Genomic DNA, 13,142 nt, shown 5'->3' with positions numbered 1-13,142 from the left:
CCATGACCAACCCCTTCGACGACCAGGACGGCACCTTCCTCGTGCTCGTCAACGACGAGAACCAGCACTCGCTCTGGCCCCAGTTCGCGGACGTCCCCGACGGCTGGACCGTCGCCCACGGCCCCGACACCAACGCCGCCTGCCTGGAGCACGTCGAGAAGTCCTGGACCGACATGCGGCCCAGGAGCCTCGCCGACGCCATGGACGCCCAGCGGTAACGCGGCCCGTTGTGAATGCGACCGACACCACGGACGAGGCCCGCCCCGCGGCGGGCCTCGCCCCGCCCCACGACTTCGCCGCGGACCTGCTCACCCCCGAGGCCCGGCGGGACCCGTACCCGTTCTACGCCCGCATGCGGCGCGAGAGCCCGGTCCACCGCAGCGCCGAGGGCATCTGGCACCTCACCCGGTACGCCGACGTCGAGGCGGCCCTGGGAGACCTGCGGCTGTCCAACGACCGGGACCGGATGACCCGCGCCTACGGCGCGCTCGGCGGCGACCTGAAGGCCTTCAGCCGGCTCACCGACCGGCTCGGCCGGGTGATGACCAACACCGACCCGCCGGACCATGCCCGGCTGCGCAAGCTCGCCAACCGCGCGTTCACCGCCCGGCGGGTCGAAGCCCTGCGCGACGGCATCCAGCGGATCGTCGACCGGCTCATCGACGAGGCGCTCGCGGCGGGCCCGGCCATGGACCTGATCGAGGCGGTCGCCTCCCCACTGCCGATGTCCGTCGTCTGTGAGCTCTTCGGCATCCCGCCCGAGGACCGCCCGCAGGTCAAGACCTGGTTCCGCCGCTTCGGCCGGCTGGGCGAGGACATCGACAAGTCCGAGGAGGCGATCGGGCAGTACGAGGAGTACCTGTCCGGGCTCATCCGGCAGCGCCGGCGCGAACCGGGCGACGACCTGATCAGCGCCCTGGTCGCGACGCAGGCGCAGGACGACCGGCTCACCGACTCCGAACTGCTGTCCACCTGCTTCGTCCTGATCACCGCGGGCGACGAGACCACCACCCACCTGGTCGGCAACGGCGTGCTCGCCCTGCTGCGCCACCCCGGCCAGCTGGCCCGGCTGCGCGAGGACCCGGCGCTGATCCGCACCGCCGTGGACGAACTGGCCCGTTACGACACGCCGACCCAGGCGATCGTCCGGGTCGTCGCGGAGGACGTCGAGATCGGCGGGCGGACGCTGCGCGAGGGCGAGCTGGTGTACCTGTTCCTCGCCGCGACCAACCGCGACCCCGAGCGCTTCGAGGACCCCGACCGGCTCGACCTGACCCGCCCCGGCAACCGGCACCTGAGCTTCGGCCACGGACCGCACTTCTGCCTCGGCGGCCCGCTGGCCAAGCTCCAGGTGGAGGTGGCCGTCAGCACGCTGGTCCGCCGGCTCCCGCAGCTGCGGCTGGCCGACGAAGCCGCCGGCGGGGCGGCCCTCGAATGGCGGCCCAACCCGCTGCAACGGCGGCTGAGCGCCCTCCCGCTCACCTACTGACACCCGACCGACGACGAAGGAGAACCGACCATGACCCGAGAGTTCGAGGTCCGCAAGGAACAGGACCTGCCCGCGACACCCGAACAGGTCTGGGCCGCGGTCGCCACCGGCGCCGGCAACCTGGGCTGGCTGTACCCGATGGAGGTCGAGCCGCGCGTCGGCGGAAAGGCCACCCGGTCCGACAGCACCGTCGTGGTGTGGGAGCCGCCGAGCCACTTCGCCGTCCGGGCGACCCTGGGCGACGAGTTCTCCAACACGCTCAGCTACCGGATCGAGCCGGTGGACAGCGGAACGAGCCACCTGCGGATGGGAATCCACTGGGTGCACGAGGGCGTCTGGGACGCGACCTGGGACACCAAGGCGGACGCGGCCGAGAAGCACGTCCACTTCTACCAGCACGGCCTCGCCGAGTACCTGCGGCACTTCGGCGGCCGCCCCGCCGTCTACGTCAAGGCCCAGCGCCCCGAACCCACCGCCGACCCGGCCGACTTCGCCGCCCTGCGCCGACGCCTCGGCCTCGCCGAGGACGCTGCCGTCGGCGACCGGCTCGAACTCCACGTCCCCGGTACGGACGGCGGCCCGGAGGCGGTCGTCGTGGACTGGCTCAGCCCCGACTTCATCGGCCTGCGCGGCCCGGACGCGCTGTACCGGTTCTTCAACGGCGGCACCTGGAACTGGCCGATCTGGCTGGGCCACCACCTGTTCGCCGAGGGAGCGGACGAGGAGCAGGCGACCAAGGCGTGGAACGCCTGGCTCAACGGCTCCTGACCCGCCGTACGACAGACAACCGGAGGATCACTGGTGGAAGAAACACTGCTCTACGCCGCCGAACTCGTCGAGGAGGGCGGCACCTACAAGCTCGTCGTGCAGGACGTGGTCCGGGACACCGTCCAGGTCACCCCCGTCCCCAAGACCGCGGTGGACAGGCTCCCGACCTTCCTGTCGGTGCTCAGTGCCAAGCTCAACCCCGCACCGGCCCGCGGCCGCCGGTAGGACGCCTCACACCCGAAGAGGCCGGCGCCGCGCCCCGGCGCCGGCCTCTTCGCCGTTCAGCCGCTGATGCTCGGCCGGCCGTTCTCGACGTGGCCCATGAGGCGGCGGCGGAAGGACGCGTCCTCGGCGATCGCGAGGTCCAGGTCGTACCAGCCGTCGGCGGCATCGGTGTCCCAGACGAGGACGAGGGGTTTGCCCGTGACGACGGTCCCGGTCAGCGCCTTCGCGGTGCTGTAGTGCCGGGGCGCCACGGTGACGGTCTGCGGCGTGGCGCTCGGCGACGTGATCGTCAGGGTGAGAACGCGCTTCGGGGCGGTGGCGATGGCGGTGGCCACGGAGGTTTCGGCTGCGGCCCCGGCGGCCTTCCCGGCGAACTCTCGGCGGAATCCGTTGGGGCCGGTGAGGTAGAAGTCGTAACTTCCTCCGCGCACCGGCACTTTGGTGGCGGGCGTGGTGGTGCCGAGCACGTCGAAGTGCCGAGGGGCGTCGTAGGCGCCGGACGTGCCGACGTTGTCGTACAGGGTCAGGTGGACGGCGGCGGCGCCGGTGTTGGTCGGCTGGAGGACGAACGCGCCCTGCTTCTGGTCCAGGGCGCCGTGGGCGTCCGGCTGGTACGGCAGCGGGCGGGCCAGACGCCGGGTGGGGTCGGTGGGTTGCGGTGGCGGGTCGCCGGTGCGGTCGAAGTCGAAGACCGAGGTGAGGTTGCCGGCCACGGTGCGCCGCCAGCGGCTGATGGCGGGCTGCCGTACGCCCAACCACTCCTCCAGGAACCGGATTTGTGAGGTGTGGTCGAAGACCTGGGAGTTGACGTAGCCGCCCACGGTCCACGGGGAGACGACGATCATCGGCACGCGCATGCCCAGGCCGATGGGCTCCTTGCCGACGTACTCGTCGTCGACGCCCTGCGGGGGCACCGGCGGCGGCACGTGGTCGAAGAAGCCGTCGTTCTCGTCGTAGCTGATGAACAGCACGGTGGAGTCCCACATGTCCTCGTCGGAGGCGATGACGTCCAGGACCTGGGCGACGACCTCCTCGCCGGTCATGGGGGCCGAACCGCCGTCGCCCGGGTGCTCCGAGTCCGCGTCCGAGGGCACCAGGTACGAGACCCGGGGGACCCTCTTCGCCGCCACGTCCTGGGCGAACGCGTAGACGAAGTCGCGGTAGTTCTTCGGGTTCTGCTTCGAGTCCGGCGGGGGCGGGCAGCGGAAGAGCCCGCGGTCGTAGAGGCTCCGGTCGGCCGGCGGCAGGTCGGCGACCGCCTTGGCGAGGGCCTCCACGTCCTCCGGGCGCACGCGCTTCGGATCCTTGTAGAAGTCGTACAGGCTCAGGTAGTCGAGCTTGGCCGTCTTCAGCACGGTCTGGAAGATCCGCTTGAACTCGGCGTGGAAGTCCAGGTTGTTGTCGTAGTAGTTGTCCCAGCCCTGGTAGACGCGCCAGCTGATCCCGTCGGAGCCGAAGGGGTCGTTGTTGCCCTCCAGGATCTCGGGGTAACTGGACCAGTTGTAGCCCGGCGTCCGGTCCCCCGCGTAGGTCGCATCGGGGTTCTCGCGGTCGTGCGCGGCCGATCCGGTGACCCGCGACCCGTCGGGCTCCCAGCCGCCGAATCCGCTGAAGAGGTAGTTGCGGTTCGAGGTGGTCTCGCTCATCACCGAGCAGTGGTAGGCGTCGCACACGGTGAACCGCTCGGCCAGCGCCCGGTAGGTGCCGACGACCTCCGGCTGGTCGAAGTAGCCCATCGTGACGGTCCCCTTGGCCTTGATCCACTGGTCGTAGCGGCCGTTGTTCCACGCCTGGTGGCCGGTGGGCCAGGTGTGGGCCGCCGGCTCGGCCGTACCCTGGTCCGGTCTGAGCTGGTAGGGCCTCCGGGGCGTGGACGGGTGGTCCGGGTCGGGCTGGTCGAGGACGGTGCGGCCGTCGGTCCCGGGGAACGTGACGAGGTTGCGGTCGTCGTACCCGCGCACTCCTCGGAAGTTGCTGCCGAAGTAGTGGTCGAAGGAACGGTTCTCCTGCATCAGGAAGACCACGTGTCGGATGGCCTTCAGACCGCCGGGGCGGGGTTTGCGCTTGAGGGCCTTCAGCAGCGAGTCCGGCAGCGACGGAGCGCTCTGCGGGGAGTGGGGAGTGTTCACGCGTTCTCCTGGTCCGGCGTGGCGGGCGAACCGGAGGGTGCGGTCTCGGTGGCCCGGAGGTAGTCGAGGTAGATGAGGTCGCCCTTGGCGCCCTTGTTGAGATCGGTGTCGACGCGGGTGTAGCCCGTCTCGGGAGGGATCTCCTGCGATCCGTCCTTCCAGTGCGTGACGGTGAGGTCGACGACGGGCCGGCCTGCGCCTTCCTGGCGGGTGACGGCCAGGAACAGGGCCGTGCCGTGTACGGGCGTCCCCCTGTTGAGGTCGACCGGCAGCTTCTGGTAGCCGGCGGGCGGCTTCTCGTCGTCCTTCAGGACGCGGATGCCGGTGACGGGCCGGTCGTCGGCGGACCGTTCGAAGACGAGGTACAGGTAGGCGCCGTGCGCGCCCTTGTTCAGGTCGACGTCGATCCACTCCCACCCGGTGGGTGTGTGGAACGGACTTCGCACCGGGTCGTCGTAGGCGACCAGGACGTTGACGTCTGTGACGAACTGACCCATGGGCAGGTCTCCGATCGGAGCGGGCGAACGTGGGCGGGGGAGGTGGGGTGGACGAAGGGACCGACGGCTCGGGGCACGTACGGGTACGTGAGACGCCCGGCCGGGGGCGGCCCGGCCGGGCGTCCAGCGCTGGGATGCGGCGGGTCCGGTGCGGTCCGGGCACCCGAGGCGGCCGTCAGCCCTTGGTGAGGCCTTCCCACTCGCTCAGCGGCGCCGGACCGTAGGTCTTGGTGTCCTTGTGCGGCTCCCCGTTGGCGACGTTGATCCGCACGAACCGGTCGCCGGAGAAGACCCAGTACTCGTTGCTGCCGTCCGGGACCTTCATGACGGCGTCGATCTTCGCGAAGTCCGACAGGCTGGGCCAGTCCTCGCGGATGGTGCCCTTGAGGATGAGCTTGTCCGGGTACGGGTGGCTGCTCGTCACGGTGATTTCGACGCGCCGGTAGTCGGTGTTGGAGAACACCCAGAGCTGGTTCGGCTTGTCGGGAACGGCCATCACCGCGTCGACACGGTTGAAGCCCATGCGTGAGCCTTTCTGAATTCATCTGTTCGTGTGCCGCCGAAGCTGTGCTCGGGCGGATCTGCGGCTCAGTCCCATGGCTCGCGTGCGGCGAGGAATGTCGGGGAGGAGCGCCGCGAACCACGCTAGGTCGGCCGGTCCGGGGGCGCGATGCGAAAAGGCCTGGTGACCTGCATTCCAGTGACAGGTAATTTTGCTACGAACCTTTGGCGCGAGAAGCGCGAGAAGTCGGTCCGGCGCTTCGGGAGGCCTTGACGGCCTGCTCCGCGGCCGTCCGGGACCGAGGACGAGCCGCCTCCCCGCCGACGGCTTCCGCGAGGCTCGACGACGGCGTTCCTTCGAGTGGACCGGTGACCGGTGACCGGTCGCAGCCGGGGGAGTGTGCCTGACACCCCACCCGGTCGGCTGCGTCAATGCGGCCGTCGAGACGCGGGGGCGTGGGGTGGGGCATGGGGCGGGAATGGCTTGAGTCGATCGTGATTCATATGATGGACAGCCAGTAGTTGTTTTGCCGGTGTCATGATCCTCGGAGGGCGCCCCGGACCAAGGTGCGCCCATGGAACCGGGCCGGTCTCCGGATTCGCTCCGGTCCTCGGGCTTGATTCAGGGAGTATCATGCGCGGCACCGTGCTCGCCGACCGCTACCGGCTGGTGGACCTGCTGGGCGGCGGGTCGATGGGCGACGTGTGGCTCGCCGAGGACGAGGTCCTGGGCCGCCGGGTCGCGGTCAAGGTGGTGAAGCCGGCCCTGCTGGACGAATCCGGCTTCGCCGAACGCTTCCACGCCGAGGCCCGCGTCATGGCGCAGCTGCGCCACCCGGGCATCGTCGGCGTCTACGACTACGGGCACAGCGCCGTGGACGGGCGGCCCTCGGTCGGCTACCTGGTCATGGAGCTGATCGACGGGGAACCGCTGAGCGCCGTGCTGGAACGCCGCGGCGCGCTGCCGGTGGAGGAGACCCTCCGGATGGCACTCCAGGTGCTGGAGGCGCTGGAGGCCGCGCACGAGTCCGGGGTGGTCCACCGGGACATCAAACCGGCCAACCTGATGGTCCGCGGCGACCGGACGGTGATCGCGGACTTCGGCATCGCCCGGCCCGGCTGCGACGCCCGGCTGACCGTACCGGGCATGGTGCTCGGCACCGCCGCCTACCAGGCGCCCGAACAGGCCTCCACCGGGACGGTCACGGCCTCGGCGGACCTCTACGCGCTCGGCGTCGTCCTCTACGAATGCCTCGCCGGCAAGCTCCCCTTCGACGGGGAGACCGCCCTCGAACTGATCCTCAAGCACCTGACGGAGCCCGTGCCGCCGCTTCCGGAGGACGTGCCCGCGCCGGTGTGGGCGCTGGTCGAGCGGGCGATGGCCAAGGATCCCGGCGAGCGCTGGCCCGACGCGGCGGCGATGGCCGCGGCGGTACGGGACGCCCTCGCACCGGCCGAGGAGACGGCGCCGCCGGCTCCGGTCGGGCCCCGGCCGGTCGCCGGACGCGCACCGTGGGCCAGGTTCCGCCTGCGCGGGCTGATCGGGGTGACGGCGCTGTCGCTGCTCTGCGTGGTCGGGGCCTCCGGCGCGACGGTGATCCGGTCCGACGAGGACGGCGCGCCGGACGCCGCCGCCGTCGCGGGCCCGGTGGCCGGCCTCTCGGGCCCGGCCGTTCCCGCGGCGGTGGCAGCCGACCGCCAACCCGCCGGACAGCAGCCCGCCGAGCCGACGGCCCCGGTGCCGTCGGCCGGACCGGAAGCGGGCGGGAGCCCCACGCCCGGCGCCGAGCCCGAGCCGGTCGCCGGGCGGACCTCCGCCGGGCCCGTCCGGCCCGGTGTGCCGGTTCCGGCCTCCGGCGCGCCCACCGCCGGCCAGAACCCGGCCCCGCCCGCGCCGACCTCCGCCTCCCCGTCCCAGCCCGGTGTGCCGGCTCCGGCCTCCACGGGGCCCACCGCCGGCCAGAACCCCGCCCCGCCCGCGCCGACCTCCGCCGTCCCGTCCCCGCCCGCTTCCCACGAACCGCCCACGCCCACACCGTCCGCGACGTCGGCGCCGCCCACGCCGCCCACACCGGAGCCGAAACCGCAGCCACAGCTGCCCTCCCAGGCACAGATCGCCAGCGTCGGCGGCGCGCTGGACAACTCCTACTCCGGAGACCAGAACGGCAACCGAGTCGGCACCTTCAGCGTCAACGGCACGTCGGCCCAGGTGTGGCGGCTGGAGAAGGTCTTCGAGGGGAAGTACTTCCTGCGCAACGCCTCCAGCAACTACACCAAGGTGCTGGACCTGGACACGGGCGACGGGCGCGTGCAGATCTGGACGAGCCCGCCGTTCACCGACAACCAGCTCTGGTCCTTCACGCAGGTTCGGGGCGGCTACCAGATCGTCAACGGCGCCACCAAGGGCTGCCTGACGTCCGACGGAGCCGGTTACTACGTCAGGGTGGCGGCCTGCTCGAACGCGGAGAACCAGGTGTGGGAGCTGCGCTGAGCCGTCGGCCCGCCAGCCGAACACCCCCGGGGCGAGGGGAGGATCACGCCGGCAGCCAGGACGGCCACTGCCGGCGGGGCCGGTCGGCGGCCCCGCCGAGGCCGATCAGGGCGCGCAGCCGGTCGGCTTCGGGGGAGCCGATGGAGGCCAGGATGTCGTAGGCCTCCGACCGGCACGCCCGGGCCGCGTCCTCGGCGGCGCCGCGGTCGGCGAGCGCGTCACCGAGCGCCGCCAGGGCCAGCCCCCGCCCGCGGCGGTCGCCGTCGAGCGTCAGCACCTCGACCGCCCGGTCGGCCGCCTCCACCGCCTCGTCGCCGCGGCCGACGGCCCGCAGCGACTCGGTGAGCCGCAGGAGCATGCGGCCCGTCCGGCGCCGGTCGTCCGGCCGCAGCAGGGCGAGGGCGCCGCGGTGGTGGCGCAGGGCCTGCTCGAACTCGCCGCGATCGTGGGCGATCGTCCCCAACGAGTCGAGGGCGAGCGCCTGGAGCTCGTGGTCGGCGAGCTGGTGGCAGATCAGCAGGGACTGGTCGACGACGCGGACCGCCGCCTCGGGCCGGCCGAGCTCGGTGAACGCACCGGCCAGGTTGAGCAGTTCGCCCGCCACCGAGCGCCGGTCGCCGAGCCGTTCCCAGACCGCGATCGCCGCCGCGAAGCCGTCGACCGCGTCGCCCGGCCGACCGACCTGGAGGAACAGGGCGGCCAGCGAGGCGTGGGCCAGGGCGAGCAGCGGCCCCGGCAGGCCGTGGGCGATGCACAGGTCGCGGGACCTGATCAGCTCGCCGAGGGCCGCGGGTTCGGAGCCGACCTCGGTCAGCAGCCGACCGAGCACCAGCCGGGCCCTGACCTCGGCCGTTCGGTCGCCCTGCCGGACGGCGGCCTGGAGCAGGACCTTGGCCGCGTGCCCCAGCGGCCGGGCGGCCTGGCCGGTCTCGCACAACAGGCTGCCCCCGAGCAGCAGTTCGGCCACCAGATCGAGCCGGGGTGGCCGGGGGAGCCCGGCGTACTGGCCGACCAGAGCGCCGATGCCGTGGTACTCGCCGCGACCGCGGGCCACCGCGCGGCAGTCGGGAGCGTACGGTGCACCGGCGCCGGTCAGGGCCGCGCGGGTGGCGGCCGGGCCGAGGGCCGCGACGGTCTCGGCGTGCTGGCGGATCACCAGGCGGGTGAGGACGGCGGCCGGGCGGTCCGCCTCCGGGGCCGAGCCCGTGCCGGCCTCGACGTCGGCCGCTGTCTCCGGGACGAGCCGCTGGGCGAAGGCACGCAGCAGGTCGTGGTACCGGTAGCGGTCCGGCGGCGCGGTCTCCAGCATCGAGCAGTCGACCAGCGACTCGGCCAGCTCCTCGGCCTCGTGCTCGGGCAGGTCGAGCACCGCCGCGACCGCGCCCGGCGACAGGTCGGGCACGTCCGGCACCGCCAACAGACAGAAGGCCCGGGCCTGGTCGGGCGTCAGCTGGTCGTAGCCGAAGCGGAACGCCGACTCGACGGCGAGGTCCTCGGTGCGCAGCACGTCCAGCCGGCGACGATTCTCGGACAGCTTGTCGAGCAGCCGGGCCATGGTCCAGCCCGGCCGGCAGGAGAGGCGGGCGGCGAGGATGCGCACGGCCAACGGGAGGTGACCGCAGAGCCGCACGAGCTCCCGGGCCGTGTCCGCCTCGGCCCGCAACCGCTGCCCGCCGACCACCTGGCCGAGCAGGTCGAGGGCCTCCTCCGGGGCGAAGGCCGGCAGCTCGACGACGTGCGCGTTGGGAAGTGAACCGAGCCTGGCCCGGCTGGTGACGAGCACGGCGCAACCGGGCCGGCCGGGCAGCAGCGGCCTGATCTGTTCGGCGTCCCGGGCGTTGTCGAGGACCATCAGCACGCGTCGGCCGGAGAGCAGCGAGCGGAACTGGGCGGAGCGTTCGGCGAGCCCGGCGGGCAGCGCCTCCGCCGGCACGCCGAGGGCGCGGAGGAAGGCGCCCAGCACCTCCTCGGGAGGGGTCGGGCGGCCGTCGGCCCCGTGCAGGTCGACGTAGAGCTGGCCGTCGGGGAAGTCGGCGGCCAGGCCGTGCGCGACATGGACGGCCAGGGCCGTCTTGCCCATGCCGCCCAGGCCCGACACCGTCGCCACGGGCACGGTGCGGGGCGCGAGCAGGACGGCCCGCACCGCTTCCGTCTGCGCCTCGCGGCCGGTGAAGTCGGCGAGGTCGGCCGGTACCTGGGTCGGCCGGATCGGCGCGTGGTACGGCGGGCGGGCCGTGGTGGTGGTGTCGGGCCGGGGCGGCGCGGGCGCCACGAGGGCGGTGTCGGCCACCAGGATCCGGCGCTGCAACTCGCGCAGACCGGGCCCGGCGGCGACGCCGAGCTGCGCCCGCAGCCGCCGGTCCGTGTCGCGGTACACGCTCAGGGCCTCGGCCTGCCGCCCGGCCCGGTAGAGGGCGAGCATCAGCAGCTCGGAGAACCGTTCCCTGAGCGGGTGCTCGGCCGCGACCGCGGTCAGTTCGGCGACGGCCTCGCCGGACGGTCCGGCCTCGATCTCGGCCTCCAGACACGACTCCAGGACGGTCACCCGGCGTTCGGTCCACTCGCCGCGCTGCCGCTCGGCATAGGGGCCGGAGAGTCCGGACATCGGCTCGCCCTGCCAGAGGGCCAGTGCCAGGCGCAGCGTCGCGGCGGCGCGGGCGTGCTCCCCGGCGCCGCTGAGCTCCTTCGCCGCGCCGACGAGCTCCTCGCAGCGGTGGGTGTCCAGCTCCCCGGGATCCACGGTGAGCAGGTAGCCCCCGCTGAGCGAGGTCAGCGGGGCGGGCCCGAGGACGCGGCGCAGGCGGTGGACGTACGTCCGGATCACGGCTACGGGCTTGGCGGGCGGCTCCTCGCCCCACAGGTCGTCGACGAGCTGACCGGTCGACACGGGGTGGTTGGCCCTCAGCAGCAGCGAGAGCAGCAGGTTCCGCTGCTGCGGCGACCCGAGTGCGAGCTCGCCGCCGTCCCGCCACCCCCGTATCGGTCCCAGCACCGTGAACCGCAACCCACCCACCGACCGTTCCCCTCTGCCTGCAAACGAACCCCCGGGCGCATGATACCGACCGCATCACCGCTGGCCGGGGCTGCTTCTCGCGGGGTCGGCCGCGGGGAGACGAAGGGGAGACGAAGGTGTCCGTAGAGGGCGGCCGACGCGGCAGCGGTGAAAAAAAAGAAGGTGCCCCGCCCGCGCGACATGCTGACGCCTTACGTAGTCATGAGGGGTATGCACGGGGATCACAGGACAAGGGAACAGGCGGGAACCGAGTGAAATCAGCACAGGAGGATGAGTACCTGGCGTTCGTGGCGGCGAGGGCGAAGGCGCTGTACCGCTCCGCGTACGTCCTCGCGGCCGGCGACGCGCATCTTGCCGAGGACCTGGTCCAGGAGACCCTCAGCCGGGTGTACGTGCACTGGAAGCGGGTGGCCAAGGCGGACAACCCGGCCGCCTACGCCCAGACGGTCCTGGTCCGCACCTTCCTCAGCCTGCGGCGTCGACGGAGCAGCGGCGAGCGCCCCATCGGGAACATGCCCGACAGCGCGGCGGCCGGCCCCGACACCGCACTGCGACTCACCCTGTTGGACGCGCTCGGCCAACTTCCGCCCCGCGACCGGGCGGTGCTGCTGCTGCGCTACTGGGAGGACCGCAGCATCGAGGAGACCGCCCGGATGCTCAAGCTGAGCAGCAGCGCGGTCCGCTCCCAGGGCACCCGGGCGCTCGGCAGGGTGCGTGCCCTGCTCGGCGACAGCCTGTCCGACCTGGTTCCGCACTGAACATCGGTGCGCGCAGGTCGAAATCGCCACGAAGCCCCCATCAGCGACAGAAATAGGTGACGCCAGCATGCCGTTCGAAGCAGACCTCGCACACGCCCTGGACCGCACGACCGACTCCCTCGAACCAGACCTCACCACGCTCATGCGCGGAGCCGTCCAGCGCGGGCGAAGCCGCCGGCGTCGGCGCACGGCCGGCGTCATCGCCGGGGTCGGCGCCTGCACCGTGATCGCGGCGGCCGGCCTGGTGATCCCCGACGTGCTCGCCGGGATGCACTCCGAAGGATCCGACATCAGGGTGGCGGCGATGGCGATGCCGCGTTCCGCGATCACCGACACCCAGATGATCCAGGCTCTGGAGGCGACGTTCCCCGGCGGCCGGTTCAGCGCGGAGAGCGGGCAGAGCAACAACCCCTCGGATCCGTCCAACGGGCGCGTCGCCAACGGCGGACTGGTCCTCGACGACGGGCACGGCGCCGCCTTCGTCGGTGTCTCGGCCGTGCGGCTCCAGCTGCCGCTCAAGGACGGCGACGGGCTGAGCTGCGAGTGGCAGCCCAAGCGTGACGGTGACACCTGCAAGATGAGCGAGCTGCCGAGCAGCGCCGAGATTCCCGGCGGGGCCCTGGTGATGTTCCAGCAGAACGCGGCCGCGCACCCGGTCCGTCCCGACACCGCCCGCCGCTGGACGGTGACGGTGACCCTGAAGTCGACCGGCGCGCAGCTTCAGATGGTGCAGTGGAACAGCACCGGCGGCGGCACCGGCGCCGAGACGCCGAAGCCGACCCGTGCCGCTCCTCCGCTCTCCGAGCAGCAGGCGGTGGCCGCACTCACCGGTGCCGCCTGGGCGCCGATCCTCGGCGCCGTCGGCTGACCCTGCGCGTCGCGTTTCGTAGGGGGTGCGTCCGCCGAGGTCGAGCACGGTCTGTCCGTGCTCGCCTTGGCGGGCGCGCCCTGGGCTGGGCATTTGTTTCGGGCGCTGAGTAGGGGTACTGTCAGCCAGTCGCTCGGCAGGGAGCACCGGACACGCATCGGCGCGGACGGTCCCGGGGCGGCCAATCCTTTCGAAACACCACGTCCCGGGTTCGGGCCGGGTCGGCTTGCCATGTGCGAGCGAGGCCCGGTGTGTATATCGGTGTGCTCGTTTTATTGGATTGCGGTCGATTCGCTTTTCGGAGTGGAGATCGGCTAGAGTTTGAAACGTCGGACGGGGCGTCAAGCCGCAGAAGACACCAGCGAGTTGGATGAACGAAGCGCCGGAAACGGAGCGGAAAACA

The 13,142-nt window shown here is 72.3% G+C and carries 11 protein-coding genes; 7 read left to right on the top strand and 4 right to left on the bottom strand.

Features of this window, described 5'->3' with window-relative positions:
- Positions 1-2: 2 nt before the first annotated feature.
- From AB0P03_RS35345 to AB0P03_RS35330, 4 genes are read left to right on the top strand one after another with little or no spacing between them, the layout of a single operon-like run.
- On the top strand, positions 3-218 hold the full coding sequence (locus AB0P03_RS35345) for an MbtH family protein (RefSeq protein ID WP_363632673.1): 216 nt from the start codon (positions 3-5) through the stop codon (positions 216-218).
- Positions 219-229: 11 nt separating this feature from the next.
- A complete protein-coding gene (locus AB0P03_RS35340; RefSeq protein WP_363632671.1) occupies positions 230-1,489 on the top strand; it encodes a cytochrome P450 in 1,260 nt (419 codons plus the stop codon).
- 30 nt (positions 1,490-1,519) lie between these two features.
- Positions 1,520-2,257: an SRPBCC domain-containing protein gene (locus tag AB0P03_RS35335; RefSeq protein WP_363632670.1), complete on the top strand. Its 738-nt coding sequence runs from the start codon at positions 1,520-1,522 to the stop codon at positions 2,255-2,257.
- A gap of 33 nt (positions 2,258-2,290) precedes the next feature.
- Complete coding sequence (locus tag AB0P03_RS35330; RefSeq protein WP_244293816.1) at positions 2,291-2,482, top strand: hypothetical protein; 192 nt, start codon at positions 2,291-2,293, stop codon at positions 2,480-2,482.
- Between the two features lie 56 nt (positions 2,483-2,538).
- Here the strand turns inward: AB0P03_RS35330 and AB0P03_RS35325 are convergent, their stop codons facing one another.
- From AB0P03_RS35325 to AB0P03_RS35315, 3 genes are all read right to left on the bottom strand, one after another.
- Positions 2,539-4,611 carry an alkaline phosphatase family protein gene (locus AB0P03_RS35325; RefSeq protein WP_363632668.1) on the bottom strand — a complete coding sequence of 691 codons (2,073 nt, stop codon included), beginning with the start codon at positions 4,609-4,611 and terminating at the stop codon, positions 2,539-2,541.
- Positions 4,608-5,108 carry a hypothetical protein gene (locus AB0P03_RS35320; protein WP_363632666.1) on the bottom strand — a complete coding sequence of 167 codons (501 nt, stop codon included), beginning with the start codon at positions 5,106-5,108 and terminating at the stop codon, positions 4,608-4,610. Before AB0P03_RS35320 ends, AB0P03_RS35325 begins: the two co-directional genes overlap by 4 nt.
- Positions 5,109-5,283: 175 nt before the next feature.
- The gene (locus AB0P03_RS35315) at positions 5,284-5,631 is read right to left on the bottom strand and encodes a hypothetical protein (protein WP_363587261.1); all 348 of its coding nucleotides are present in this window, start codon (positions 5,629-5,631) and stop codon (positions 5,284-5,286) included.
- 612 nt (positions 5,632-6,243) lie between these two features.
- Between AB0P03_RS35315 and AB0P03_RS35310 the strand changes: the two genes are divergently transcribed.
- Positions 6,244-8,100, top strand: a complete 1,857-nt coding sequence (locus tag AB0P03_RS35310; protein ID WP_363632664.1) for a protein kinase — start codon at positions 6,244-6,246, stop codon at positions 8,098-8,100.
- 43 nt (positions 8,101-8,143) lie between these two features.
- Here the strand turns inward: AB0P03_RS35310 and AB0P03_RS35305 are convergent, their stop codons facing one another.
- Complete coding sequence (locus AB0P03_RS35305; protein ID WP_363632662.1) at positions 8,144-11,092, bottom strand: BTAD domain-containing putative transcriptional regulator; 2,949 nt, start codon at positions 11,090-11,092, stop codon at positions 8,144-8,146.
- Between the two features lie 272 nt (positions 11,093-11,364).
- Here AB0P03_RS35305 and AB0P03_RS35300 point away from each other — a divergent pair, with 272 nt between their 5' ends.
- Together AB0P03_RS35300 and AB0P03_RS35295 are read left to right on the top strand one after the other, a co-directional pair.
- Positions 11,365-11,871: a SigE family RNA polymerase sigma factor gene (locus tag AB0P03_RS35300; RefSeq protein ID WP_363587258.1), complete on the top strand. Its 507-nt coding sequence runs from the start codon at positions 11,365-11,367 to the stop codon at positions 11,869-11,871.
- A gap of 67 nt (positions 11,872-11,938) precedes the next feature.
- A complete protein-coding gene (locus AB0P03_RS35295) occupies positions 11,939-12,739 on the top strand; it encodes a hypothetical protein (RefSeq protein ID WP_363632660.1) in 801 nt (266 codons plus the stop codon).
- Positions 12,740-13,142 lie beyond the last annotated feature (403 nt).

The sequence above is a fragment of the Kitasatospora sp. NPDC088779 genome (assembly GCF_040685395.1).
GTDB lineage: Bacteria > Actinomycetota > Actinomycetes > Streptomycetales > Streptomycetaceae > Kitasatospora.
The sequence above is the reverse complement of the archived record's forward strand: the minus strand, read 5'-3'. Positions and strand labels throughout refer to the sequence as shown.